The following is a 25,524-nucleotide window of genomic DNA, read 5'->3' on the forward strand; positions in this document are numbered from 1 at the left end:
ATTAAGACCTGATAATTGAGACCTGATAATTGAGATTTGGCATGATTAAAGCTGTTTTGTTTGATACTTTTGGCACCATTGTTGACTGGCGTTCATCGATTGCCCGCGAGGGCGAAGCAGTGGCAGCACGAAAGGGCGTAACCGGGTTTGATGGCGATGGGTTTGCCCGGGCATGGCGGGCAGGATACCGGCCGGGCATGGCACGCGTTACCAAAGGCGAGCGCCCGTTTGTTTCAATTGATGTCATTCACCGCGAGCGTCTCGATGAAATTCTGCCTGAATTCGGCCTGCCGATGCTAGATGACGCAGAGCGCGACCATTTGAATCGGGCTTGGCACCGCCTGACCCCGTGGCCGGACAGTGTTCCCGGGCTGAAACGGATCAAGTCAAAATATCTGATCTCGCCCCTGTCTAACGGTTCAATTGTTTTGCTGTCCACAATCGCAAAACGCGCTGGTATCCCATGGGATTTCATTTTCTCCAGCGACATGCACCGCGCCTTTAAGCGCAATCCGGCAGTCTATCAAAATGCTATTCGCCTTTTGGGCATGAAACCCGACGAAATCATGATGGCCGCTGCGCATAATGACGACCTTGCGGCGGCTCGCAAGGAAGGTATGTGCACCGCCTATATCAACCGGCCTACCGAATATGGGGTCGACCAGATCGTTGATTTTGAGGCAACAAGCGACTGGGACATTATTGCCGATAGTGTCGAGGGCGTTGCAGATGGTCTGGAATGCCCGTCATTCTGAGCCGTAAAATTTAATAGGAGCATGACATGAGCGCCGAAAACCCCGCCTATATCCTGCTCGACACCAAAATAACGGATCCGGTCGCCTATGAAGATTACAAGGCAGCGGCGCGGCCAATTGTCGAAAGCTTTGGCGGCATTTACCTTACCCGAGGCGGCGCAATGGATATCGTGCAGGCTGAGTTGTGGGAGCCGACCCGTATCGTGCTGATTAAATTCCCGTCACGCACCGCCGCCCATGCGTTTTTGGATAGCCCCGAATATGCGCCGATTAAGGCCATCAGGCTGGCAAATTCGGCCACGACCCTGATGATTCTTGAAGGCATCTAGGCGTTTCATTTATGTGAGGGGAAATTCAATTTGCCCGATTTTGCATAATTTGATTTTGGGCTAGCTGGCAATGACCTAGCTTGGCAAATCTATAATCGGCAAATTTATTATATAGAATTTTTACAAGGTGCCTGATCAACGGCAGGCGCACCAATGCCGCCAATAATCGCCAATAGCGTAACTTTTGCCAGATGACCGCAAAGGCCGGCGCGCCAATATGCCAGTTGCCTGTTGCATCGCGGACGTGAAGATAACGAAGCGCCGCGGCCTGGGTAATCCCGTGCGCGGCCAGTGGCGACGCATCGCTGGCAATGTCCATCCACGCAAAAATACCGCTTGGGGCGATACGTCGGTAATAGGCAATTTCTTTGCTGCAAAGCCCGCATTTACCGTCAAAAAACACTTCAATCATCGAACATCACCCTTTGCTAACGCCCTAACCCCTCCAGCATCAAATGGGCATCAAAGCCATATTTGACAAGGCCGCGTCATTTTACGCTTGGCGAGTGCTGGTCAAGTTGAGTAGCCTTTAGCCCCGAGCAGCGATCAAAACAAGGGTTCCCCTGATGCATCTTAGCGACGAAGAAAAGGCCATGCTCAATGGCGAATTTGGCAAGGCCAAACAATGGGCGATCGATCATCAAATCAAGGTAGGCGAATTCTTTGACGCCAAAGACATGGTGGCGGTAAGTCAGGCTCATATGATGGCCGATCCGGAATCGGTGGGTGATGCCGGTGTCGATTTTATCGAATCGATTGCCACTGCTGGCGGCCGCGTTGTTATCCCGATGATTACTGACCCACGCGGCGTTGACCTGAACCATTACCGACCGCTTGGCCAGACCGAAGATATGGCGATGATCGAGCGCCGCTTTATTTCGGCCTGTGAGACGATTGGCATTATGATGACAAATACTTGTGTCAATTATCAGACAATTATGCCGCCATTGCTTGGCGATCATGTTGCCTATGGTGATACCGGTGTTGTGATCTATTCCAACAGCGTTTGCGGCGCACGCTCAAACTTTGAGGGAGGCCCGTCAGCACTGGCCGCCGGATTAACCGGCCGAACGCCGCGATACGGCCTGCATCTCGACCAGAACCGTAAGGCAACCCGCCGCTTTCAAGTGACAAGCCAGCCAACAGAGCTGACCGAATGGGGCATTCTTGGCGCAGTGATTGGCCGGCTGGCCGGATCCTATTGGGAAGTCCCTGTTATTGAGGGTATCGAGCGCGTTCCAACATCCGATGAAATTAAACATTTTGGTGCAGCGATGGCCAGCTATGGATCAATCCCGCTGTTTCATATTATTGGCATCACACCCGAAGCGCCAAATCTGGCGGCGGTTAGCGCCACTGAATTACCGGTTACCAAAATCACCGATGCTGATCTTGAGGCACTGGCCGGCAACTTTGCCGATAAAGGCGAAAAACCCGATGTGGTGGTGTTTGCCGCGCCACAACTATCCATTGTCGAGATGGAACAGGTTGCCAGCCTCGTTAACGGACAAAGGCTCAAGCTGCCGATGATTGTCTGTACCTCGCCGCAGGCCTATGGCGATGCCCGCCGGATGGGGTTTATCGACAAGATCGAAACGGCAGGCGGCACGGTTCTTGAGGGCACCTGTTTTTACAATCAATATGCGCGCGAGATTGGCGAGGCCAATGGCTGGGTTCGGTTGCTCAGCAATTCGGCCAAAATTGTGAATATTCTTGGCGGTTATGGCTATCAACCCGTGCTTGCCAGCATGGCCGATTGTGTCGCTGCCGCTATCCATGGAGAGATTGTCAAATGAAGCTGTTGAAATGCCACAAGGGCGTCGGCCCAAAAGTCATTGGCGAAGCCCTTGTCGCGGATGATAATTTTTCTGCACGGTATGATCTTGACCGGATAAAGGGCATTTTCTCACGGCCACAGCATAAGCTTGCCGGTCAGTCGTACGATCAAAAGATACTGGTATTTAACACGGCAAAGGGCGGCGTCGCCACCGCATGGATGCTGCACGAAATGACCGCGAGGGGCATCACCCCAAAAGCGATTTTGTTCAATGAGGCAAATACCATTCTGGTGCAGGGGGCAGCCCTCGCCAATATGACCATGTGCGACCGGTTCGAAGATGGCGATGTGACCCGCCTCATTAAAACCGGTCAGACCGTCGAGATTAACCCTGCAGCTGGCGAGGTCAGGATTCTCGATTAGCCTGAAATTTCGGTTTTGAGGCCTTGGGATAGGCCGCTGGCAGGTTATGCCAGAAACAATTTGGGGCTAAAGCGGACCGAAGGCAAATTCCGCCGACCCAACCGGCTTATCCTGTTTTGGTGATACCTCATCCCATTCGGCATGACGGAAATCTCGATGATATTGCTCGTTCAGATCGGTGGCGATTTTCATCACTTCAGGCGACACTTGTGCCGCGACCTGACTGAGCATTACCTGTAATGCCTCGTCCCGGCTGAGCCCGGTATCAACCAGTACGCGGATGCTTGCCTCAATCACATCAACAATTAAGTCCGAATCCAATTTTGGTGCCATAACGCCTACCTCCCATGGTTTGCTGACGCCACCGATAGACGCAAATTTTATGCCAAATCACCGCTAAAATACCGTGATTAATTGGCCGCCATTAATTGGTCGCCGATATAACGTGCACGCTTTTTGGGCTTTAGCTGATGCACATCAACCAGCACAAGGCCATCAACACAATGGTTAAATGCTGGATCAATATTAAAGCCGCAAAACCGAACACCACCACGGTTACAAACATCGGCATACTGCTTGAATAAGGTTGGAATTTTAAGCCCCATGAAGCCAAGCTGTTTGCGCAGCCGCCTGATCCATTTCAATGTCAAACCCCGGCATCTCCACCCGCAAAGCGCCAGCAGCAGCCGGATTAATGACATAAGGGATCGTCGGCCTTGCATAATGATCAGGATCAGGGAAATGCGTCTGATAGAAATAGACCAGCATATCACGCGCCGATTTTGGCAGGCTGTTCGACAAGGTCACCGGCCCAAACAAATATCTGACGTCCGGATGCGATGCAAGATAGGCACCGATGCCCTGCCACAAATAATCAAGACTACGCCGCCCCCAATATTGCGGCTGGACAAAGCTGCGCCCAAGTTCAAGCCCCTGCTCAAAAATTGGCTGTATTGACGGCTCATAAGCAAATAACGTGTTGGAATAAAGCCGGTTCTTTTCATGATCCGGCCAGTGCCATATCTCCCCAAGGCGATAGGCACCGACAATTTCCGCCTCGACATCATCCCATAAAACAAGATGACGGTAATAATGATCAAACCGGTCAATATCCTTACCACGACCAGTCCCCTCGCCGACTGACCGGAAACTAAGCTCGCGCAGCCGGCCGATCTCGTCCATGACAGCGCTGTTATCCGCATAATCGAGTAGCAAAATATGCTTGTTATCTGCGGTAATTCCCAGCTTTTCTGCAGACAGCAACGCATCAATTATCGCGCCGCGCGGAACCCGGTCAATAAGGCGCTCTGTCGTCTTCAGCAAGGGCGATTTACCGCGCCCAATCCGGCGCAGATGCCGATTTACCAACTGTGCCTTATCGCGCCGGCCCAGCGGCAGGGATTCGATATCCGCACTCGCAACAGGCTGGCCAATGGTTAGTTTGATATTGCCTCTAAACCCGGTCATTTCACGCGGCAGCATCAACATCGACAGGGTCGCGCTGAGCCGGCCCACAAAATAAAACAGCAAGGAATTACGCGCATTGATATGAATTGGCAAAACCGGTGCCGAAGTTTTGGTCGCCATCCGGATAAAGCCCGACATCCATCTGCCGTCGCGCACCCCCTTCGAGCCAGCGCGCGACACCTCGCCAGCGGGGAAAATAATCACCGCACGATTATCATTGAGCGCCTCAATAATCCGGTCAATATCGGCTCTTTTTGTCTCGCCGCCAAACGCATCTACTGGTAAAAATACGTTTCTTAAGGAATTGATATTGAATAGTAATTCATTAACAACAACAGACACATCCTGCCGCCGCCTGCCGACCAGCCGCAGCAAGGCCAGCCCGTCCAGACCCCCAAGTGGATGATTGGCAACAATTAGCACGCGCCCCGTCGCCGGAATATTTTTGATGGCATCAGGATCAACCGAATAATCAATTTGTAATTCGGCGAAAACCTGATCAATAAAATCAAACCCGCTCAGCGCAGCATGATCCGCTAAAAACCGGTTAATGCGGTCTTCATTGACCAAGGTTCGAAGGCTCCAGACAAGCGCCCCAAGAAGCCATGACGGGTACGTGCCAAGGGCCGGCATCCGCGCCGCAAGGACCGCGCCAACATCGATTAGTTTTGTGCTTGGCATATCTAACATCACGGTTTCACAATGCCGCTATTAAAAGGGGTGATTGTTACGATTTTATGACAATCAAACTTCGTACCAACCATGTTGCCAAACATTGTGCCAAAATGACCACAAATTAATTTTTAGCCCGATGTTGGGAAAGTTACTGACGCTGCGCCATCTTTCCATTGTGGATATTTTTCCATGATTTTCTGAAACCGTGCCGAATTTAAAAATGCCGAAAGCCATGCAGATAGATGCGGCCATGGCTGGGCATCGAACCAAGCGGGATTGGCAATCCGAAATTGGCGAACAAACGGCAGGCAGGCAAAATCCAGAATACCCAGATTTGCCCCAGACAGCGCCCTTGTCTGCTGCAACGCCGTATCTAATTCATGCAGGAATTTGGCACCATTAGCCTGATGAATTGTTGCATCGGCACCAGCATAGCGGCTGGCATATTTATAGCGATCGAGATCATGTTTAAACGGACCATCCAGCCGGTCGAGAAACGCGGTAACCCGCTGCGGATCTTGCCGCCAGATCGCCAGCCAATCGTCGGGATCATTGCGGCCAAGCGCCCAAAACATGACATCACGGCTTTCGTCGATGACTGTGCCATCCTCAAGCACCAATACCGGCACCGTGCCTTTGGGAGATGCCAGCAGAAACGCGTCTGGCTTGTCACGAAGCAGAATCTCACGGAGCTGAACTACCTGTCCGCTTGCCGCAATCGCCAGCCGCGCCCGCATCGCATAGGGGCAACGCCGAAAACTCCAAAAAATGGGCGGCTGACCCGTATCTGGCATGGCCCTAGGCCTTGCTTATATGTGCGGCAATGTCAAAGCCAGCGCCGGTCACGGTAAATGCCTTGGCAAAGCCGAGAACCAAAACACCATCACGCGGCGTTAGCTGAAACATATGAAAATCGCCAAAATTACGGATCAGATCCATGGTCGGGCCATGTGCGCTGGCAAAATCATCGCAAAGCCCGTCAAACTTTGCATCATCACGCATGATTTCAATAGCATCGACGGTAAATTTCATCCGGTTACGCGCCCAGATATTCTGGCTTTTCGCCTCGTCAGCGCACAGCATACAAGTGGCCCTGCCCGCGGCCATCAAATCACGAACATGCTGCGATAGGTGGCTGGTAAAAATATATAATCCATCATCGCGCCGGATAAACGGCGACACACCCATTTCAGGGCTATCCTGCTGGCTGTTGACGGCAAGCTGGAGGGTGCGAAGCTGCAACAGCGTATCTCGCGCCGCTTCAATCTTTTCCCGCTGCATTCCCGACGATTCTTCAAATGCGGTATTTTCTTGCATAAGCGCTATCCCAAACCATCAAAAAAATAAACTATACAAAACAGTCATTGTCGAAACAGGCTGCATCGAGAAAAACCCTCGGTTTTCCCGGAATGCGCCGCAATGACCCGGCCGCAATGACCCCAATGCCCTTATTCAGCATGATGTCTATTTAGCATGATTTCAGCACCTGACAAAGGCGCCGCCGTTTCCCTCACGCCAATCTCTTTACTTGCCAAGCCTACCGCAAATAGGTTTCGATAGGGTAACATTGCGGTAAAGGATAGCGAAAATGACCCAATTTGTTGATGTTGAAATTTATGCAGATATCATTTGCCCATGGTGTTACATCGGTAAAAAGCGCCTTGATGCCGCCTTTAAAGCCCGCCCACAGGTCACACCGCGCTATATCTGGCGTTGTTTTCTGCTGAACCCCTCGATGCCCGAAGACGGCATGGATCGCGGCGCTTATCTGCTTGGAAAATTTGGCAATGCCGCACCGGCGGTTTATGGCAGAATCGCCGGCGCGGGCCTTGAAAGCGGTATCAATTTTAATTTTGACGCAATCAAGCGCACCCCCGACAGCCGCAAAACACACCGCTATATTCTTGCCGCGGCAGCAGCGGGGCATGATCTAAGCGACGCGTTCTTCCAAGCCTATTTTCTGGATGGCCGCGATATCGGCGATGATCAGGAACTGGCCAGAATTGCTGGCGAACACGGCGTTGAGATTGATCCTGAACGCCTTGCCGATCCAGCATTTGACCGGCAGATCACCAATGATATCGAGATGGCGCGTCAATTGCGGGTTGATGGCGTTCCTTTTATGGTGTTTGCGGGCCAATATGCAATCGCTGGCGCGCATATGCCCGAACATCTGATCCCGGCCATTGATGGCTGTCTGGTAAAACCGGCAAACTAGGACAAAACAGCCACCAAATTTGCCGATCAAATCCATCTTTCTAAATCAGCGTCATCTATAAGCGTCGTCTATAATAGGGCGACCAGTTCTTGCAGGACCTGTTTGCACGCATCAGGCTGCATTTCGGGCTTTGGTAATGGCGTTGCCACCACCACACGATGATCAGCACGAAGCTGAACGCGTCCGCTCTGGCCAGCAATCCAGCCGATTAACGCATCAGGACGGGAAAAATGATTGTCGCGGAAAGACAGCGAAAGCCCTTTCGGGCCGGCGTCAATTTTTTCAACATTTGCCAGCCGGCATAATTGTTTCAATTCAATCACCGAAAACAGGTTTTTCACCGGATCGGGCAAGCCGCCAAACCGGTCAACAAGTTCGGCGATCAACACATCGGTTGCCTGCGGATCGGCTAGATCAGCAATCCGGCGATAAAGCGACAGCCGCACGGTTAGATCCGGCACATAAGCCTCTGGCAGGCGGATTTCTAGCCCAAGATTGATTTGCGGCGTCCAAGCAGGCTTGGCATCATCATCTGCCGCATCGCCGCGGCCGGACTTGGCAGCATCAACCGCTTGGCGCAGCATTTCCTGATAAAGCTCGACGCCAACTTCGCGCACATGACCCGACTGCTCGTCCCCAAGCAAATTACCCGCACCGCGAATATCCATATCGTAAGATGCGAGGGTGAACCCGGCACCAAGCGTATCCAGCGTTTGCATAACCTCAAGACGGCGGCGCGCTTGCGGGCTTAATAGACGCTTGGGATCAGACGTCAAATAGGCGTAGGCACGCTGACGCCCCCGCCCAACGCGCCCGCGAAGCTGATAAAGCTGGGACAGGCCAAACATATCCGCGCGATGGATAATCATGGTATTGGCTGATGGAATATCAATACCCGACTCGACGATGTTGGTTGAGAGCAGAATATCAGCCTCACCATCGGCAAAACGCGTCATCACCTGATCCAGCTCATTTGCCGGCATCCGCCCATGCGCAGAAATAATCCTTGCCTCGGGTGCCAGCGTGGTAAGCCGGTCATAAACCCGCTGCATATCATCAATGCGCGGACACACCACAAAGACCTGTCCACCGCGAAACATTTCCCGCTGTACCGCTTCACGAAGCACAACGCCATCCCACGGCCCAACAAAGGTGCGAACCGCCAGACGATCCACCGGCGGCGTTGCAATCAACGACATCTCCCGTACCCCCGACAGCGCCATTTGCAAGGTCCGTGGGATCGGCGTTGCCGACAGCGTTAAAACGTGAATGTCGCCACGAAGCTCTTTTAAACGTTCCTTTTGTCCGACACCAAAATGCTGTTCTTCGTCAATAATCAAAAGTCCGAGGTGATTAAACTCGATTGATTTCGCCAATAATGCGTGCGTTCCAATGGCAATCTGAATCTCACCAGTGGCAATCCCCTCACGAATAGCCTTTGCATCTGCACTGGACGTCATTCGCGACAATACGCCGATCTTGACCGGAAATCCGGCAAACCGCTCGACAAACACCTTGCCATGCTGGCGCGCCAGCAACGTCGTCGGCGCCACCAATGCCACCTGATAACCCGCCATCGCCGCAATAAAGGCGGCGCGGAGCGCGACTTCTGTCTTGCCAAACCCGACATCACCGCAAATTAGCCGGTCACTTGCCTTGCCCGAGGCAAGATCGGTCACAACATCATTAATGGCGTTCAACTGGTCTTCGGTTTCGGTAAAGGCGAACCGCGCGCAAAACTCACCAAAACTGCCATCTTCGGCAATTAACGGCTCGGCTCGTGCCTTATAACGCGTTGCGGCAATCTTGATCAGCTGTTCGGCCATAATCCGAACACGACCCTTGATCCGCGCAACCCGCGCCTGCCATGCGGCACCCCCAAGCCGGTCAAGCTGCGCCTCGCCGCCAGCACTGCCATAGCGCGATAGCAACTCGATGTTCTCAACAGGCAAATACAGCTTGTCACCGCCAGCATAAACCAGATTCAAACAATCATGATCGCCGCCGGCGCTGTTGATAATGGTCAGCCCCTCATAGCGGCCAATACCATGTTCGGCATGGACCACCAGATCGCCGGTTTCAAGCGCGCTAACCTCACGCAGGAAATCATCACCCTTGGCGCGTTTGGATTGCGGACGCGATAGCCGTTGGCCAAAAATATCCGGCTCGGACACGACGATTAAATGATCGGTTCGAAAACCGGTTTCCAGCGGCCATTGCATCACATAAAAGCCGCCCGGCGCCAGCTCGTCCATCGCGGTAATCGGCTGCAGTGGGGGCGCGCCCAGATATGCAGCCAATAAATCCGCTAGGCGGCTTGCCGCACCTGGTGAACTGCACCCGACAATGATCGGGCGCTTGCGGGCATTGCGCTCGGCTGTTACCAGACCAGCCAGTTCGGGAACCGCGCTATTGCCCTCGACCTTTCCCAACCGGTTGGCGGCGCGCCCTCCTGCATCCTGCCCCTGCGGAGCGCTCGCCCGGTCTTTGGCTTGGCTTGGCCCATCAGCCTTGTCCGACAGTGGGGCAAAGGCAAATAGCCGGCACGCTTTTCCATTTGCAAAAACCTGTTCGGTTTCCGCCTCGGCAAGATACAGCTTGTCAACCGCCAATGGCCGGTATCGGCTGGCCGCATCATCATTGCCATGCGCCAGCCGCGCCGCGTGAAAATCATTAATCTGCGCATAGCGTGCGGCGATTGCGGCGTCACCTTCGTGATCCAGAACCACCGGCCAGCCAGCGCAATAATCGGTCAGGCTTGCCATTTTGTCATGAAACAGCGGCAACCAATGCTCAATCCCGGGGTGGCTGCGACCGGCTGAAACTGACTCATACAGCGCGTCACGACTAGCGGTGGCGCCAAACAACGCCAGATAGCCGGTGCGAAAGCGGGCAATCGTTGCCTCGTTCATCATAAATTCCGCAACCGGCCGCAGGATTAACCGGTCGATTGCACCCGTACTGCGCTGGGTTGCTGGATCAAAGCTGCGGATGGTTTCAACATCATCACCAAAGAAATCAAGCCGCGCAGGTGATAGCTGCCCCGGTGGAAACACATCAAGGATACCGCCGCGAACGGCAAATTCTCCGGTTTCCCGCACCGTATCGGTTCGCAAATAGGCCTGCCCCGCCAGATAATCGGCCAGGGCCGCAGGCCCCAATGCCTGTCCTGTTTCACCATCTCGCGTCGCCTGACCGGCAGCAATCACCAAACTGCTATCGGTGAAATAAGATTTTGGTGGTACCCGCTGCAAGATCGCATTGATCGTTGTTAGCAAGATCGTTGGCACGGTTTCTTGACCGGCGGCAAGCTGGGCAAGGGTTTCAATCCGGCGCCCAACCAGCCCACCTTGCGGCGACAGCCGGTCAAATGGCAAGCAGTCCCACGCCGGAAAATCAAGCAGGCGCAAATCTGGCGACAACCGCGCTAAACTATCGCCCATCAAATTCATGCGCACGTCATCACGCGCCACATACACAAAGGATTTGCCGGCCTGTGCTACCTGCAACAAAGCCAACGACGCCACCCCATCAGGCGCGCCCCATATGTCACTTGATAAATTTACTTTATTTATAAATTTCATTTAATTATTGTTCTTTTTTAAACTCTTTAATTAAATGAAAAACTGGCGTGTCAAATTCGTCTGGCAACGGTGCATTGCCCATTACCCACGCATAGATTGCCGGATCACCCGCCGCCAGTAGATTTTCAAAATCGGTCAAATCAGCCTCACCTAGATGCGGCAAATGCATCTTGGCAAAATGCCCAAGCAGCAGGTCAGTTTCCTTCATGCCTGTATAGCTCGCCTGATAGATTAGCCGCCGAATACGGCTTGAGAGATCAGGCTGGACTGGTGAATTGGGTGACGCTGACATGGTAGAATTCCTTTTCAACCCGTTGCGCGTTTTGATCGGGGCAACAAATGGCTGGCATGAGATAACAGATATGAGCGATAATGCCTAGAGACAAGCGTGGCGGCGCGATGTCATTTAACTGATTGCCGGTTTTGATCATACGCCGTTTTAACAGGAGACCAGCGCAGTGCATCCAAAGCGTCCACCTGAAATTTTTCAGCTTTTTGCCGCCACAACCAGTCTTTCTGGCGTTGGCGCAAAGCTGGCGTCAGTGCTGGAAAAGCGTGTGGGGCATTACGTTATCGACGTTTTACGGCATTTACCTGTCGGCCTGATTGACCGCAGCCAGCGCCCCACCCTCGCTGACGTAACCGATGGCAGTGTCGCGACCTTTGACGTTCTGGTGATAAAGCATGACCGCCCGCCCCGCGGCGTACGGCGTCCTTACCGGGTCTTTTGTGAGAATGAAACTGGCGCGCTGGAACTGGTTTTTTTCCATGCGCATGATGATTATGTCGCTAAACAATTGCCCGTTGGCGAGCGCCGCCTTGTAAGTGGCCGTGTCGAATTATTTCAAGGCCGCGTGCAGATGGCGCACCCCGATCATATTCTTGCCCCAACGCAGGCAGATAAAATGCCTGTCTTCGAGCCGGTCTATCCCTTAACCGCTGGCCTGACGCCCAAAATTCTTCGCCGGACAATTGATGATGCGCTGACCCGCATTCCAGATTTGCCTGAATGGATCCCCCCTGCACTCGTCAAGCAGCATGGCTGGCCCGATTTTGCCACGGCAATGCGCATTGTTCACGCGCCAAAAAATGCGTCTGACCTTTTGCCCAACAGCCCGGCACGCGCGCGTCTTGCCTTTGATGAGTTATTGGCAAACCAGCTTGCCATGATGATGGTAAGGCACAGCGCCGCCGAGACAACGCCGGGGCGCGCCTATTGCGGCAATGGTCGCATTACAAACCAGCTGTTAGCCAGCCTGCCGTATGAAATGACCGGCGCACAACGCCGCGCCATTGCGGAAATTACCGCCGATCAGGCCAAGCCAAAGCGTATGCTTCGCATGCTTCAGGGGGATGTGGGATCGGGCAAGACGCTTGTTGCGCTATGGGCGATGCTCACCACGATGGAAGCCGGAGCGCAGGCGGCGTTGCTGGCACCGACCGAGGTTCTCGCACGTCAGCATCATGCCAGTATTCAGGCCATGCTGGCACCGCTTGGCATTGAAATAGGGCTGTTATTGGGCCAAGGCCGCGGCACTGGAACGGCGCGTGAAAATGGGACGTTGAATGGAACTGCCCGCACTCTTAGCCGCAAGGAAACGCTGACACGGCTTGCCGATGGCAGTTTGCCACTGGTGGTTGGCACGCACGCGCTTTTATCGGAAACGGTTGCCTTTCATGACCTTGGTCTCGCCGTGGTTGACGAGCAGCACCGCTTTGGTGTGCGCCAGCGCATTCTGCTCGGCGAAAAGGGCGCGCATGTCGATGTAATGGTGATGACCGCAACACCAATTCCGCGTAGCCTTGCAATGACTGCCTATGGTGACCTTGATCATTCGCGCCTCGACGAAAAGCCAGTTGGCCGCCTGCCGATTGATACGCGTGTGCTGCCGTCTGACCGGCTCGGCGATGTGATATCCAACCTCGGGCGGGCTCTTGGCGATGGCAAACGCGCCTACTGGATTTGCCCACTTGTCGAGGAGTCCGACAAATTAGATATTGCCGCAGCTGAAGACCGTTTCGCCGCCTTGGTGCGGGCGTTGCCCGATGTCACGGTTCAGCTGGCACATGGCAAAATGAAAGCTGGCGAACGCGATCACGCGATGCAGGCATTTCGTGATGGCACAGCTCAATTACTGGTCGCAACCACTGTTGTCGAGGTTGGGGTGGATGTTCCCCAAGCCAGCATCATCATTATCGAACATGCCGAGAGATTTGGCCTTGCCCAATTGCACCAATTGCGCGGCCGTGTGGGGCGAAGCAGCCAGCAAAGCAGCTGTCTTTTGATCTATCAGGGCCCATTGAGCGACACAGCGTCAAAACGCCTTGCCGTTATGCGAGACACGAATGACGGTTTCTTGATTGCCGAAGAGGATTTGGAATTACGCGGTCCGGGCGAGTTTCTGGGACAACGACAATCTGGAATGCCGGAATTTGTGCTGGCTGATCTTGCGGTGCATCGTGACCTGCTGGGCATCGCAAGAGCCGAAGCTAGCCGCGCATTAGACAATAATGACCAGCCGCATATGAATTTGCTGCTTAGCCTTTTTGAGCGCGATAGCGCGGTAAAGTTTTTGGCCTCTGGCTAGATTTACCGCGCTTTTTTGGCTGCTGGCTTTTTGGTAGCCGCTTTTTTGGCTGCAGCTTTTTTGACGTTTTTCGCCGCAACATTGCCGCGATCTGGCGGTGAAACAATACCGCCCGAGACCACGAGTTTGACCGCTTCTTCATTCGTCATATCAAGATAGATGATATCTTTAACCGGACAGAACAGCAAAAAGCCCGATGTCGGGTTTGGCGTTGTCGGGATAAACACATTCACATTCGACCCCGGGACCATACGTGCCACCTCACCCTTGGTTGCACCGGTCACAAAACCGATTACCCAAAGACCGCGCCGCGGATATTCAACAAGAACAACCTCGCGAAACGCATCAGATTGCGCCGAGATAACTGTTTCAAGAATCTGTTTGGTTGCTCCATAGATGGTGCGCACCACCGGCATCCGGTTCAGCAAGGACTCACCAAGTCGGATGATCCAGCGCCCTAAAAATCCGGCGGCAACCGCACCGATAAGGGTGATAAGTACCCCACCAACAAGCAAGCCTGCACCAGGAATATCACCAAGGCTCCATGTTGAAAAAGCCGGTATAAGCTTGTTAACCTGACCATCAATCAGCTCAATCGCTGCCCAGGTAATATAAACCGTTAACAAGACTGGCGCTGTTACCAAAAGACCGGTGAAAAACCACCCGCGTAGCCGCGCAAGCAAGCCCCGCTTTACAATTTCTGGTTCATTCTCATTGATCGTCATCGCGTAATTCCCGTTTAAAACTCGTCAAAATGCCCGACTAATCGTCTTCTGGTCTCTACTTAGTGTGGTTTCTGTCTGCGCTTTTTACACTGATTTAGCAACTGCTTTCAATGCTACAGTGATGAGCGGTCTGAAACAGCAAGATCGGGCGGCTTAAACGGCTGTGCGCAAATCAAACAGGCCACCGGGACTTCGCCGAAATTCCGCTGCTTCAAGACCGCTTTTCATTGCTCATCTATTCGCAGTTTTGGTAAGGTTTCCACATGAAAAAACATTTAGACGAACTTGATCGGCTGCATCAGATTATGATCCAGCTCCGCGATCCGAACACCGGCTGCCCGTGGGACGTCGCACAGGATTTTACCAGCATCGCCCCCTACACCATCGAAGAAGCCTATGAGGTGGCAGACGCTATTCAACATGGTGAACGCGATGCGATCCGTGACGAGCTGGGCGATCTGCTGCTGCAAGTCATTTTCCATGCGCGTATCGCCGAAGAGGAAGGCAGCTTTACATTGGCCGACGTCGCCAAAAGCATCAGCGATAAAATGATTGCGCGCCACCCGCATGTTTTTGGCAGTGACGACCGCCCAACAATGGAGTCACAAAACGGGTTGTGGGAGGACATAAAGGCACGCGAACGTGCCAAACGAGGCGAAACTCGCCTTCTCGATGGCATCGCCCGCGGATTGCCGCCGATGTTGCGCGCCTTAAAACTGCAAAAGCGTGCGGCGCGCGTTGGCTTTGATTGGCCAGACATTGATCAAATTCTGCAAAAGATGAATGAAGAAGCCGCCGAGTTGCGTGCAGAATTAGCCCGTGCCGACCGCGATCAGGATCGCATAAAAGATGAAGTCGGCGATCTTCTTTTTGTGGCGGTCAATCTGGCGCGAAAAGCCGGCATTGATCCGGAGACAGCATTACAAACCTGCAATCTAAAATTTGAAAGAAGATTTAACTATGTCGAAGAACAGGTTGAATTAAATCAAGATTCATTTGAAAACGCATCACTTGACCTAATGGAACGCTATTGGCAGGACGCAAAGGCCCTTGAGCGCAAATCGAAAGATGCCGAGGCCGGATCAGCAGATTAATCGTCCCAGACTGCACCGCGCAACCGATGCCAGCCAGCCGCGCTTGACACCGCCATAAAGGGGGCTTTCATCGCAACATGAAACCGGCTTTCATCATGCAGCATCGCCGCATAACCGCCCGCCTCTCGGCAAATAAGATCGACCGGCGCATGGTCCCACGGCGTTGAATTGCCGTGGATCAGGAAATCTTCTTCACCATTCGCGATCAAGCAAGCTTGGATACCGGCGCTGCCAGTGAAACGGCGACCGGCAAGTGACCGCAAGCGCGCCTGAAATGCACTTTTCTGCGGCTCTTGCAACCCAAGGCTATTGCCTGATCCGTACATCTGATCAATGTCGACAGGTCGGTTTGCCAGCATGAGCCGGGTTTCATCACGCGCATTGATTCGGAAAACCCCCTCGCCTTCAGCCGCATAAAACAGCGTTTCAAAAAGCGGTTGCCAAATCCAGCTTGCAACCGGCTGGCCGTTCCAAAGCAACGCCACCATACTGCAAAAGACCGGCTTGCCTTTGACAAAATTCTTCGTGCCGTCCAACGGATCAATGGTCCATCCATACCCTGATGGGATGTTATTGCGGATTGCCGGCGTGAGTGCGGCCGCCTCTTCACCGATTACAAAGCCGGGCTGTTCGATGAGTAATCTGGGGGTTAACCACGCCTCGGCCTGCTGATCAGCGATGGTCACAAAATCAGTGTCGCTCGTTTTTGTGGTGATGTCTTGCGATTGCAAATTCTGAAAGCGTGGCAGAACAAACCTTTCTGCCGCCTCACGCAAAAGCGCTGCGATATTGGATTTTAAGGCGGGATTGACTGGTGGCCGCGTTACCGCCGGCACCATCACGGCGTCATTCACTTTCGGGATCCATGTCCTTATCATCAAATTCCTGCAGCTGCACAGGGGCTACAGGCATGATTGTTGAGATCGCGTGTTTATAGACCAACTGCACGTGCTGGTCGCGCTTCAACAGGATCGAAAAATTATCAAACCATGTGATAATGCCCTGCAGCTTGACACCATTTACCAGAAAAACGGTGACGGCAGCATGGGATTTTCGGACGTTATTTAGGAATACCTCTTGCAAATTGCGGCTCTTTTCACTGGCCATCTTATTATCTCCCCTATTAGCTGGAAACCTTAGCGTTAATTTAAAAATTAAACAATGCCCGATCCCGCCTTATTTGATCAGCACCAGATCCAGAGTTAATTTCACGCTAGTATAGCCCGTTTAAAGGGTTAGCACGGCCTAGAAGAAATCCAGCCTTACTGATAACAGCTTTTCAACCTGAGCAATCTTGCCGCGCACGACGAAAATAATCACCGTATCGCCAGCTTCGATGACCGTATCACCGCGAACCGCAATCGCCTTATCGTCGCGATAAACGCCGCCAATCGAGATGCCCTTTGGAATTTTTGCCGCGCGCAACGGTTTGCCAACAAGCAATGATGATGGCAGGGCTTCAGCCTCAAGCACCTCACCCAGATCTTCAACAATCGGATGAACATCGCGAATGCGCCCGCGCCGCACATGCTCAAGAATTGACGACACAGTAATCTGCGAGGGGTTAATCACCGCATCGACCCCCAAAGTACCGACAAGCGGAATAAATCCGGGGATGTTCACCAAGGCAACCGCGTGCTTTGCACCGGTTCTTTTCGCCAGCAGCGCCGATAGGATATTCACCTCGTCATCTTCGGTCACGGCAACAAAGGTTTCGGTCTTATGGACACCAGCCTCGCGCAGGATGGCCCCATCAAGCGCATCACCATTAATAATGCCGGTTCCCTGCAATTCCTCAGCCAGTGATTTCGCCCGGCTGTTATCAAGTTCGATAATCTGGTTATTCGTGTTCTGGAAGTTTTTCTCAATTTCCCGGGAAAGCATCAGCCCGATACTGCCACCACCGGCGATCACAACCGAGCGCGCCTCGCCCTCTTCATGCCCAAAGCTGGCCATCGCGCGATCCAGATGTGTGCTGTCACAGACGAAATAAACGCGGTCACCGGTTTGCATTGCCTCGACCCCAGACCGCGGCAAAATCACCTTGCCATCACGAATGATCGCCAGAATTGTAAGGCTTAGATCAGGAAACAGACTGGTCAGGTGACGAAGCGATGTCCCTAGAATAGGACTGTTTTCCGTGCATTGGACACCAACAAGATTCATCTTGCCGTCACACAGGTTTTGCACATCAAACGCCCCGGGCACACGAAGCTGGTTGCTGATTGCCGATGACACTTCGGCCTCAGGCGAAATAATATGATCAATGGGCAGGTTTTCAGGGCTGTAAAGGCTAGAGAAAGACGGATCGAGATAGGCATTAGCGCGAATACGCGCAATCTTAACCGGTGTATTGAAAATCGTATGGGCAACCTGACAGGCGACCATATTGACCTCATCCGACTCAGTCACCGCAATTAACAGTTCAGCATCACGAACCCCAGCCTCGGCAAGCCGGTCAGGATGCGATGCAACACCAACGACCCCACGCACATCATACTGATCGGTGATGCGCTGGATGTTTTCCTGCGATGCGTCGATTACCGTGACGTCATTCTGTTCCTCGGAAAGGTGCCTTGCGATGGCGCTACCGACAAGTCCGGCGCCGCAGATGACAATTTTCATGTCTTGTTACCCTCTTCTTGAAGATCCGTTCCGATCTCAAGCGATTTCATTTTGCGATGTAAGGCAGATCGTTCCATACCGATAAAAGCCGCCATCCGTGAAATATTACCATTAAACCTATGCAATTGCGTTTCCAAATATTCGCGCTCAAACTCTTCTCGCGCGCCGCGCAAGGGCAAGGCCAACAGCTTTTCCATATCAGAATTGGCACCTTGACGCGATATATTCTGGATTTCAGCAGGCAGCAAATCAAGACCAACTGGTTTGCTGCGATCGTCTGGTGCCATGATCAATAAAGTTTCAATCACATTGTGCATCTGCCGCACATTGCCCGGCCAGTCATAGCCCTGCATGGCGGCAAAGATCTCATCACTAAGCCGGATTGCTTTGACCCCGATCATTTTGGCGATACGGTTGGTAAAATATTTCGCCAGCAGCGGAATATCCTCTCGCCGATCAGCCAATGACGGCATTGATAACGGCACCACCCCAAGCCGGTAGTATAAATCCTCACGAAGCCGGCCTTCGCTGATCTCAACCGGCAAATCGCGACTTGACGCTGAAATGACCCGCACATCGACGACGACCTCGCTGTTGCCGCCAACGCGCCGAAACCGCTGTTCATTCACTGCCCGGACGATTTTGCCCTGTGTTTCCAGCGGCAAATCACAAATTTCATCAAAATACAGCGTGCCGCGATGCGCCTGTTCGAACAGGCCGACGACCCGGCGATGGCTTTGCAGGCTCTCAGCCCCAAACAATTCGGCATCAACCCGCTCGCTTGATAGCCGCGCGCAATTCGCAACAACAAAACGTTCGTTGGCGCGGTCTGACTGGCTATGGATCACACGCGCGGCCAATTCTTTCCCACTGCCGCTTTGCCCATTGATCAAAACACGGCTGGCAGTGGGGGCAATCTTTTCAATTGATTGACGAATGCCACGCATCAGCGTTGAGTTACCTATTAATTCAGGGTTTTCACCAGCATTTACCCGGGCCCGCAACTCGGTATTTTCACGCGCCAGCCGCGCATTATCAAGCGCGCGCTCGACCGTCATCAACAACCGCGCTTCCTTGAACGGTTTTTCGATAAAATCATAGGCGCCAAGCCTTATGGCCTTCACTGCAGTTTCAATTGTACCATGACCAGAAATCATCAGAACCGGCAGGCTGGGATAGATTGATTTCACCCATTCCAGTAATTCGATACCGTCCATAGAGGACTCGCGCATCCAGATATCCAAAATCGCTAGTTTCGGCGGCTGCGCCGACAAAGCTGTGCGCGCCTCATCAGCATTTGCCGCCTGAATGGTATGATACCCCTCGTCCTCAAGCATCATGCAAAGAAGCGAGCGAATATCCTTTTCATCATCAACAATCAGAATATCATCAGCCATCTATCTGACCTTTTTCTGTATGCGTCACTGCATGAATCGGAAATTTCAAACAAACCAATGCACCGCCATTATCAGCATTGCCAAGATGCATTGTCCCGCTATGGTCTTCCATAATCTTGCTCACAATCGCAAGCCCCAGCCCTGTGCCCTTTTGCCGTGTTGTAACATAGGGCTCTATCAGCTTTTCAAAATCCATTTCGGGAAATCCCGGGCCATTATCGGTTAATATAATGGCGATCATATCATCTTCACTTTGCAGCTTAATACGAATAGTTGGGGTGGCCGTGCGATGCTCGTCCAAACTGTCTTTCGCGTTCTGTAGCAAGTTGGTGAGCGCTTGGCGCACCAACCCCGCATCGCAGATCGTCGCATAGTCATTGTTTGCATCATCAATTTCGACATCAAGCGACAGGTCCCTAACGGCAAAAAGCGAAATTTGCCCATTTACAATACCGAGCAACGAATGGCGATCCATCTCGGGCTGGGGCATCCGCGCAAAGGCCGAAAACTCATCAACCATGCGGCCGATATCATCGACCTGGCGGGTGATAATCTGCACATATTCCTCAAATTGGTCAGCCGCCTTTTTATCATCGGGACGGTATTTTTTCAGCAAGCGGTCAGAGGCCAGCTGAATTGGTGTTAAGGGGTTCTTGATTTCATGCGCGATGCGCCGCGCAATATCTGACCATGCCGCCTTGCGCTGTGCGCTTAAAAGGCCAGTAACATCGTCAAACGTAACGACATAGCCAATGACTCGCCCTTCGATCACCTCGCTGACAATCCGTGCACGCAGGATCAGCTGGCTGTTCTGGCGTTGCAATATAATCTGCTCTTCACCAAAACGCCGCCTTTTCTGATTGATAATTCCCAGCAATCCTTTGAATTCAGGAATGACGTCGACCAGCTTTTTCCCGATCAGCTCGGTGTCACTCTTGGTCAAAAGGCTTCGCGCCGTTGCATTTGGCAGCGTTACCTTGCCATCACGATCAAGACCGATGACCCCCGACGATACACCGCCAAGCACGGCCTCGGTAAATTCACGGCGTTGATCAATCTGGGTGTTTGCTTGCACCAGCTGCTCGCGGCTGCGCGCTAGCTCGTCCAGCATCCGGTTAAATGCCGAGCCAAGCCGTGAAATCTCTTCGAGTTGCAAATCATCCGGTACACGTTGCGACAGGTTCCCCCCGCGCACCTGCTCGGCGACATGAATGACCGAGCCGAGCGGCCCGACAATCGCCGTTGCCAGATTTAGACCAATCCACAATGACGCAATCAGGATCAACAGCAGGATAATGCCAAAAAGCACAGCAAAGCTAATTTGGAGGTCAAGCTGCTGGAATCCGAGCTGTTGATAATCTGATGCGGCAAGCCGGGTTTGATCCATGGCCAGCAGAACTTTTGAGTCAATAAACCGGCCAACCAGCAAATAGGCATCGACATAGCTGTTCAACTTTACCACAGCGCGCAATTTATTGGTTTCGTCAGCGCGCAAGATCACCACCTCGCCTTTCCGCGCTTGTTCAACCCAGCTGGATTCGAGATTGGCAAAGGTAATCGCAAACGCAAATTGTGATTTCGCAAGAACCTGTCCCGTCCCATCAAAGATGATCGCGTCGGCCATGTTCCGAAGCGCGGCCTGATCACTAAGATACCGGCCCATCAAATTGCCCTTACCAACGAGGCGATAGGCCTCGCGGTTAATATCATTCGCCATCGTCAGCACTTCGCCCGAGATCGAGCGCGCATGTTCATCGAAATAGGATTCGGCAACCCGCACTGACTCATTAACTGCGGTCGAAATGCGCTCGGCAAACCAGCCACGCAATGAGTAATCAACAATAAATAACGCAAACAGCGTGACAATTACCGCTGGAAACGTCGTCACACCGCCAAACAGAACCGCCATGCGCCAATGCAGCTGATGCCCCGCAAGCCTTTGGCGCCGCTCTGACCAAAGCCGCCAGATTTGTCGCCCCACAAGCGTACCAAGCACCAACAGCGCCAGCGCATCAATCACAACCAGCCAAATAAGCGTATCCGTATCATTCGACAGGTAATCAACCCGGGTCAGGGCATAGGCGGTCACCGCCCCCATACCAAGCGTGAACAGGATCGAGATATAAGCCAGCCGATCTTCGCTGAACCACCCTTTTTCACCCAATTTTGATGCCCTTTGATTGTTTGATTTCAACATGTTAGCGACCTGCCTTAATGTTCAAATCTTTGATCTTTTTTCGCAAGGTATTGCGGTTCAGCCCCAAAATATCGGCCGCCCGAACCTGATTACCACGGGTTACCTCTAATGTTGCCAGAATCAGCGGATGCTCAACCTCGCGCAGGATCCGCCCATAGAGGCCGGGCGCAGGCATGCCGCCTTTTAGCGCTTCAAAATAACGCTTTATGTGGGTCTCAACCGATTCTGACAGGCTTTCGCTATCATCGTTCATTTCAGCCTGACTTACCGGAAATTCACGTTCAACCGCGCTTGCATCAATGCTGCTATCGGCGTGCAGCACCAGCATTCGTCTGACCAGATTTTCCAGTTCGCGCACATTGCCCGGCCAATGCCATGATTTCAACGCACGTAATGCCTCTGGCGTAAAGGTTTTGGACGGCAGCCCTTCCTTTACTGCTTGTACCTGAAAATGATTGACCAGCGGGCTAATATCCTCGATCCGTTCCCGCAATGGCGGCAGACGCAGCGGCACCACATTCAACCGGTAAAATAGATCCTCGCGAAACAGCCCCTGATGCATCAAATGATGCAAATTCTGGTTTGTCGCCGCGATAATCCGGATGTTGGTTTTGATCGGACGCTGGGCACCAACCGGCAGATATTCACCATCCTGCAAAACCCGTAATAGCCGGGTTTGGGCTTCGGGCGGCATATCGCCAACCTCGTCAAGAAACAGCGTGCCACCCTCGGCTTGAGCAAACCGGCCTTGATGATGCTTTGTCGGCGTGCCAAGGCTGTCTTCACCGCGCCCAAACAAATCCACCTCAACCAGATCACGCGGGATTGCCGCAAGGTTAATTGCCACAAACGGCCCTGCGCGCCGACTGCCAAGATCATGCAAAGCGCGCGCAACCAGTTCCTTACCGGTTCCGCTTTCACCGGTCACAAGCACAGTCAGATCAGTACTTACAACCCGCGCCATTGCCTTAAAAATATCCTGCATTGGGCGCGACCGACCGATTAACGGGCCGCCTTCCTCAATAGAATTTGTCTTGACCGCCGTCCGGCTTGGCGCGCCAATCGCCTCAACCGCACGCTGGGTAACTTCAATAAGATTGCGCAATTCGAACGGCTTGGGCAGATATTCAAACACGCCAACCTGCTGCGCCTTAACCGCGGTTAGCAATGTCGACCGCGCACTCATCACAATCACTGGCAAGTCCGGCCGACGATCCTGAATACGGGGCAGTAAATCCAGCGCATCACCATCGGGCAGTGCCACATCAGTGATCAACACATCACCTTTGCCGGACTCGATTAGCTTCCACAAGCCGGCAGCTGTCCCGCTTGACTGCACCGCATAGCCCTGCCGCGCCAGCGCCTGCTGCACAACGAGCCTGACCGATTTATCATCTTCGGCGACCAGAACTATGGGCGGTTTTTCATTCATTTTGCCGCCTCTTTCTGTTTTGCTGCCGCTTTATGGGATTTTGACTTTGCCGCTGTTTGACCTTCCTCTGCCACTGGAAAATTCATCCGAAACACAGTCCCGCCGGGGGTCGTGTCAACCTCGATCATGCCGCCATGATCGGCAACCACACTCGCCACCATCGTCAGCCCAAGCCCACTGCCACCACTGCGACCCGAAACAAATGGATCAAAAATATGATTACGGATGTCTTCTGGAATGCCCGGCCCATTGTCAATAATATCAACCTGAACTGGCACGTGCGACCCGCCATCACTGGCCGCCAATGACAGACGGCGACCGCGAGAATAGGATGTCTTTATGATTAATTCTGCATTTTTCTCAGTTGCTTCTGATGCGTTTTTAATAATATTTATAAACGATTGTATCAGCAAATCTCGATGACCATTCACCAATGGCAATGACGGATCATACTGCCGGCGGATGACCAGATGCGCACCATAAGACGCCGCCGCCAGTCCAAGACAATGATCGAGGATTTCATGGATATTTACCGGGCTTAAAACCAGCCGCGCCCCGCCGGCAAACCCTTCCATCCGGTCAAGCAGCGCCGCCACACGGTCACTTTCCTCGACAATCATTCTGCTTAACGCGCGATCTTCCTCGCCAAGGCTAGATTCCAAAAGCTGAGCCGCACCTTTAATGCCGGCAAGCGGGTTTTTCACCTCATGCGCCAGTAAGGCCGCCATTGCGGAAATTGACCGTGCAGCACCGCGAAATAGCGATTGCCCCCGCAATCGTTCGGCAAGCGCGCGTTCTTGTATCGACACCAACAGCCGTGGCGGCATTTCGCCAAATGGGGTGATTTGCACATTCACTAGCTTTAGCCCAAGTTTTGGCCCCGCAAGTTCCAGCCCCTGATCACCAACCGACACATGCTGATCACGCGCCCGCTGCAACATTGAAAACAGGCTGGCATCGGTTGGGATAAATCCCTCAAGCGCCTGCCCAGCAAGGATCATCTGACTGGACTGAAAAAACATCTCGGCAGCCTGATTGAGGTACAGAAAACGGTTTTGGGCATCCAGAACAAAAATCGGATTGGGCAAGCTTGCAAGAATTTGTGCCGCGTTGATGCCTGACATCTGCTCGGTATCGTGATCATAGCCCTGATCAGCATTATCGCCAAAACGCTGCATCCCAGCGCCGCCATGCTTGTCAGCCTCGGCCATCCCTGTTGATTTTGGCGGCACACGCATCACGCTGCCACGTCGCTTGGGTCAAGTGTTGCAAAAAACTGATCAACCGCGGCAAATACCTGTGCCGCATCAGTGCTATTATTGGCGATGTCACGCAATTCGGCGGCACCGGGCAAGCCATGTGCATACCAGGCAATATGTTTGCGCGCCAAACGCATGGCGGCAGTTCCATAATGGCTGAGCATATCATCCAAATGCGCCCGCATCAGCTGATGCCGCATCGCAATCGAGGGGGTCGCACGAACCGCCTTACCCGCGAGCAAATCACCGGCCTGCGCCAAAAGCCACGGCCTTCCCTGCGCGCCGCGGCCAATCATAACACCCGCCGCGCCGCTTTCAGCAACAGCGCGCCGCACCGTATCGAGACAGGTAATATCACCATTCGCCACAACCGGAATATCCACCCTATTCACAACATCAGCAATTTTTTCCCAATCCGCTGCACCATTATACATCTGGCAGCGGGTCCTGCCGTGAATTGCCAGCATTTTAATTCCGGTATCTTCAGCCATTTTTGCCAAAATTGGCGCGTTCAAACTATCATCATCCCAGCCAAGCCGCATTTTTAACGTGACCGGCACATCAACCGCATTGACGACTGCCGCCATGATCGCGCCAGCTAGATGCGGGTCGCGCATTAAGGCCGAACCAGATAATTTACCGGTAACCTTTTTCGCCGGACAGCCCATATTGATATCAATGAAAGTAGCGCCCAGATCAGCGCAGATTTTTGCAGCCTCGGCCATTACCAGCGGTTCCCAGCCTGCCAGCTGAATCGACAATGGCGCCTCAGACTTCGCCTCGGTCTTTAATTTCCGCATCTCGCTTCGCACATCACGCAGAACAGCTGCGCTTGCAATCATCTCGGTTACCACCAGACCGCCACCACAACGGCGCACGGCACGGCGGAACGGCCAGTCAGTAACACCTGACATGGGCGCAAGAATGGCCGCGTGCGGCACAGCATATCCAGCGATGACTAGAGACATAAAAGACCCCG

The 25,524-nt window shown here is 53.1% G+C and carries 24 protein-coding genes; 7 read left to right on the forward strand and 17 right to left on the reverse strand.

What is annotated here, in order from left to right:
* The first annotated feature begins 41 nt into the window (after positions 1–41).
* Both AB8881_01360 and AB8881_01365 read left to right on the forward strand, forming a co-directional pair.
* Entirely contained in the window at positions 42–755 is a 714-nt protein-coding gene (locus tag AB8881_01360) for a haloacid dehalogenase type II (GenBank protein ID XDZ63564.1), read from the forward strand.
* A 26-nt stretch (positions 756–781) separates the two neighbouring features.
* The gene (locus AB8881_01365; protein XDZ63565.1) at positions 782–1,084 is read left to right on the forward strand and encodes a DUF1330 domain-containing protein; all 303 of its coding nucleotides are present in this window, start codon (positions 782–784) and stop codon (positions 1,082–1,084) included.
* A 25-nt stretch (positions 1,085–1,109) separates the two neighbouring features.
* Here the strand turns inward: AB8881_01365 and AB8881_01370 are convergent, their stop codons facing one another.
* Positions 1,110–1,496: a thiol-disulfide oxidoreductase DCC family protein gene (locus AB8881_01370; protein ID XDZ63566.1), complete on the reverse strand. Its 387-nt coding sequence runs from the start codon at positions 1,494–1,496 to the stop codon at positions 1,110–1,112.
* A gap of 154 nt (positions 1,497–1,650) precedes the next feature.
* Here AB8881_01370 and AB8881_01375 point away from each other — a divergent pair, with 154 nt between their 5' ends.
* The gene (locus AB8881_01375) at positions 1,651–2,880 is read left to right on the forward strand and encodes an aconitase X (protein ID XDZ63567.1); all 1,230 of its coding nucleotides are present in this window, start codon (positions 1,651–1,653) and stop codon (positions 2,878–2,880) included.
* Complete coding sequence (locus AB8881_01380) at positions 2,877–3,284, forward strand: DUF126 domain-containing protein (GenBank protein XDZ63568.1); 408 nt, start codon at positions 2,877–2,879, stop codon at positions 3,282–3,284. Before AB8881_01375 ends, AB8881_01380 begins: the two co-directional genes overlap by 4 nt.
* Before the next feature lie 66 nt (positions 3,285–3,350).
* Here the strand turns inward: AB8881_01380 and AB8881_01385 are convergent, their stop codons facing one another.
* From AB8881_01385 to AB8881_01405, 5 genes are all read right to left on the reverse strand, one after another.
* On the reverse strand, positions 3,351–3,617 hold the full coding sequence (locus AB8881_01385) for a hypothetical protein (GenBank protein XDZ63569.1): 267 nt from the start codon (positions 3,615–3,617) through the stop codon (positions 3,351–3,353).
* 77 nt (positions 3,618–3,694) lie between these two features.
* Entirely contained in the window at positions 3,695–3,889 is a 195-nt protein-coding gene (locus tag AB8881_01390; GenBank protein ID XDZ63570.1) for a hypothetical protein, read from the reverse strand.
* Positions 3,879–5,432, reverse strand: coding sequence for a lysophospholipid acyltransferase family protein (locus AB8881_01395; protein XDZ63571.1), 1,554 nt, complete (start codon positions 5,430–5,432; stop codon positions 3,879–3,881). The genes AB8881_01390 and AB8881_01395 overlap by 11 nt, the downstream gene beginning before the upstream one ends.
* A 122-nt stretch (positions 5,433–5,554) precedes the next feature.
* Positions 5,555–6,220, reverse strand: coding sequence for a glutathione S-transferase (locus AB8881_01400; GenBank protein XDZ63572.1), 666 nt, complete (start codon positions 6,218–6,220; stop codon positions 5,555–5,557).
* 4 nt (positions 6,221–6,224) lie between these two features.
* A complete protein-coding gene (locus AB8881_01405) occupies positions 6,225–6,743 on the reverse strand; it encodes a pyridoxamine 5'-phosphate oxidase family protein (protein ID XDZ63573.1) in 519 nt (172 codons plus the stop codon).
* Between the two features lie 271 nt (positions 6,744–7,014).
* Here AB8881_01405 and AB8881_01410 point away from each other — a divergent pair, with 271 nt between their 5' ends.
* Entirely contained in the window at positions 7,015–7,644 is a 630-nt protein-coding gene (locus AB8881_01410; GenBank protein XDZ63574.1) for a DsbA family oxidoreductase, read from the forward strand.
* A gap of 68 nt (positions 7,645–7,712) precedes the next feature.
* Here the strand turns inward: AB8881_01410 and mfd are convergent, their stop codons facing one another.
* Both mfd and AB8881_01420 read right to left on the reverse strand, forming a co-directional pair.
* Positions 7,713–11,228: a transcription-repair coupling factor gene (mfd, locus tag AB8881_01415; GenBank protein XDZ63575.1), complete on the reverse strand. Its 3,516-nt coding sequence runs from the start codon at positions 11,226–11,228 to the stop codon at positions 7,713–7,715.
* A gap of 4 nt (positions 11,229–11,232) precedes the next feature.
* Positions 11,233–11,520: a succinate dehydrogenase assembly factor 2 gene (locus AB8881_01420; GenBank protein XDZ63576.1), complete on the reverse strand. Its 288-nt coding sequence runs from the start codon at positions 11,518–11,520 to the stop codon at positions 11,233–11,235.
* Between the two features lie 166 nt (positions 11,521–11,686).
* Here AB8881_01420 and recG point away from each other — a divergent pair, with 166 nt between their 5' ends.
* Positions 11,687–13,816 carry an ATP-dependent DNA helicase RecG gene (recG, locus tag AB8881_01425; protein ID XDZ63577.1) on the forward strand — a complete coding sequence of 710 codons (2,130 nt, stop codon included), beginning with the start codon at positions 11,687–11,689 and terminating at the stop codon, positions 13,814–13,816.
* Positions 13,817–13,818: 2 nt separating this feature from the next.
* On the opposite strand, the gene AB8881_01430 is transcribed toward recG, so the two are convergent.
* On the reverse strand, positions 13,819–14,541 hold the full coding sequence (locus AB8881_01430; protein ID XDZ63578.1) for a DUF502 domain-containing protein: 723 nt from the start codon (positions 14,539–14,541) through the stop codon (positions 13,819–13,821).
* Between the two features lie 263 nt (positions 14,542–14,804).
* Between AB8881_01430 and mazG the strand changes: the two genes are divergently transcribed.
* Positions 14,805–15,635, forward strand: a complete 831-nt coding sequence (mazG, locus tag AB8881_01435) for a nucleoside triphosphate pyrophosphohydrolase (protein XDZ63579.1) — start codon at positions 14,805–14,807, stop codon at positions 15,633–15,635.
* On the opposite strand, the gene AB8881_01440 is transcribed toward mazG, so the two are convergent.
* The 8 genes from AB8881_01440 to dusB form a co-directional block, all read right to left on the reverse strand.
* Complete coding sequence (locus AB8881_01440; GenBank protein ID XDZ63580.1) at positions 15,632–16,489, reverse strand: inositol monophosphatase; 858 nt, start codon at positions 16,487–16,489, stop codon at positions 15,632–15,634. The genes mazG and AB8881_01440 overlap by 4 nt on opposite strands.
* A complete protein-coding gene (gene hfq, locus AB8881_01445; protein XDZ63581.1) occupies positions 16,482–16,742 on the reverse strand; it encodes an RNA chaperone Hfq in 261 nt (86 codons plus the stop codon). Before hfq ends, AB8881_01440 begins: the two co-directional genes overlap by 8 nt.
* Before the next feature lie 138 nt (positions 16,743–16,880).
* Positions 16,881–18,260, reverse strand: coding sequence for a Trk system potassium transporter TrkA (trkA, locus tag AB8881_01450; GenBank protein XDZ63582.1), 1,380 nt, complete (start codon positions 18,258–18,260; stop codon positions 16,881–16,883).
* Positions 18,257–19,657, reverse strand: a complete 1,401-nt coding sequence (locus tag AB8881_01455) for a sigma-54-dependent transcriptional regulator (protein XDZ63583.1) — start codon at positions 19,655–19,657, stop codon at positions 18,257–18,259. The genes trkA and AB8881_01455 overlap by 4 nt, the downstream gene beginning before the upstream one ends.
* Positions 19,650–21,854, reverse strand: a complete 2,205-nt coding sequence (locus AB8881_01460; GenBank protein XDZ63584.1) for an ATP-binding protein — start codon at positions 21,852–21,854, stop codon at positions 19,650–19,652. The genes AB8881_01455 and AB8881_01460 overlap by 8 nt, the downstream gene beginning before the upstream one ends.
* 1 nt (position 21,855) lies before the next feature.
* Positions 21,856–23,286, reverse strand: a complete 1,431-nt coding sequence (gene ntrC, locus AB8881_01465) for a nitrogen regulation protein NR(I) (GenBank protein ID XDZ63585.1) — start codon at positions 23,284–23,286, stop codon at positions 21,856–21,858.
* Positions 23,283–24,524 (reverse strand): nitrogen regulation protein NR(II), encoded by a 1,242-nt coding sequence (locus AB8881_01470; GenBank protein ID XDZ63586.1) that lies wholly within the window; start codon positions 24,522–24,524, stop codon positions 23,283–23,285. Before AB8881_01470 ends, ntrC begins: the two co-directional genes overlap by 4 nt.
* Complete coding sequence (gene dusB / locus AB8881_01475; protein XDZ63587.1) at positions 24,524–25,513, reverse strand: tRNA dihydrouridine synthase DusB; 990 nt, start codon at positions 25,511–25,513, stop codon at positions 24,524–24,526. Before dusB ends, AB8881_01470 begins: the two co-directional genes overlap by 1 nt.
* Positions 25,514–25,524: the final 11 nt, after the last annotated feature.

Source organism: Alphaproteobacteria bacterium LSUCC0396 (genome assembly GCA_041228345.1).
In the GTDB taxonomy this organism is placed as follows: Bacteria; Pseudomonadota; Alphaproteobacteria; order Puniceispirillales; family Puniceispirillaceae; genus UBA3439.

Bases quoted from the DNA above. Each gene is read 5' to 3' on its own strand.
- AB8881_01370 (XDZ63566.1), bottom strand. From the start codon at position 1,496: ATGATTGAAGTGTTTTTTGACGGTAAATGCGGGCTTTGCAGCAAAGAA.
- ntrC (XDZ63585.1), bottom strand. From the start codon at position 23,286: ATGAATGAAAAACCGCCCATAGTTCTGGTCGCCGAAGATGATAAATCG.
- AB8881_01430 (XDZ63578.1), bottom strand. From the start codon at position 14,541: ATGACGATCAATGAGAATGAACCAGAAATTGTAAAGCGGGGCTTGCTT.
- AB8881_01470 (XDZ63586.1), bottom strand. From the start codon at position 24,524: ATGCGTGTGCCGCCAAAATCAACAGGGATGGCCGAGGCTGACAAGCAT.
- AB8881_01460 (XDZ63584.1), bottom strand. From the start codon at position 21,854: ATGTTGAAATCAAACAATCAAAGGGCATCAAAATTGGGTGAAAAAGGG.
- AB8881_01410 (XDZ63574.1), top strand. From the start codon at position 7,015: ATGACCCAATTTGTTGATGTTGAAATTTATGCAGATATCATTTGCCCA.
- hfq (XDZ63581.1), bottom strand. From the start codon at position 16,742: ATGGCCAGTGAAAAGAGCCGCAATTTGCAAGAGGTATTCCTAAATAAC.
- AB8881_01455 (XDZ63583.1), bottom strand. From the start codon at position 19,657: ATGGCTGATGATATTCTGATTGTTGATGATGAAAAGGATATTCGCTCG.
- mazG (XDZ63579.1), top strand. From the start codon at position 14,805: ATGAAAAAACATTTAGACGAACTTGATCGGCTGCATCAGATTATGATC.
- AB8881_01405 (XDZ63573.1), bottom strand. From the start codon at position 6,743: ATGCAAGAAAATACCGCATTTGAAGAATCGTCGGGAATGCAGCGGGAA.
- mfd (XDZ63575.1), bottom strand. From the start codon at position 11,228: ATGAAATTTATAAATAAAGTAAATTTATCAAGTGACATATGGGGCGCG.
- trkA (XDZ63582.1), bottom strand. From the start codon at position 18,260: ATGAAAATTGTCATCTGCGGCGCCGGACTTGTCGGTAGCGCCATCGCA.
- AB8881_01380 (XDZ63568.1), top strand. From the start codon at position 2,877: ATGAAGCTGTTGAAATGCCACAAGGGCGTCGGCCCAAAAGTCATTGGC.
- AB8881_01375 (XDZ63567.1), top strand. From the start codon at position 1,651: ATGCATCTTAGCGACGAAGAAAAGGCCATGCTCAATGGCGAATTTGGC.
- dusB (XDZ63587.1), bottom strand. From the start codon at position 25,513: ATGTCTCTAGTCATCGCTGGATATGCTGTGCCGCACGCGGCCATTCTT.
- AB8881_01390 (XDZ63570.1), bottom strand. From the start codon at position 3,889: ATGGGGCTTAAAATTCCAACCTTATTCAAGCAGTATGCCGATGTTTGT.
- AB8881_01385 (XDZ63569.1), bottom strand. From the start codon at position 3,617: ATGGCACCAAAATTGGATTCGGACTTAATTGTTGATGTGATTGAGGCA.
- AB8881_01395 (XDZ63571.1), bottom strand. From the start codon at position 5,432: ATGCCAAGCACAAAACTAATCGATGTTGGCGCGGTCCTTGCGGCGCGG.
- AB8881_01360 (XDZ63564.1), top strand. From the start codon at position 42: ATGATTAAAGCTGTTTTGTTTGATACTTTTGGCACCATTGTTGACTGG.
- AB8881_01400 (XDZ63572.1), bottom strand. From the start codon at position 6,220: ATGCCAGATACGGGTCAGCCGCCCATTTTTTGGAGTTTTCGGCGTTGC.
- AB8881_01365 (XDZ63565.1), top strand. From the start codon at position 782: ATGAGCGCCGAAAACCCCGCCTATATCCTGCTCGACACCAAAATAACG.
- AB8881_01420 (XDZ63576.1), bottom strand. From the start codon at position 11,520: ATGTCAGCGTCACCCAATTCACCAGTCCAGCCTGATCTCTCAAGCCGT.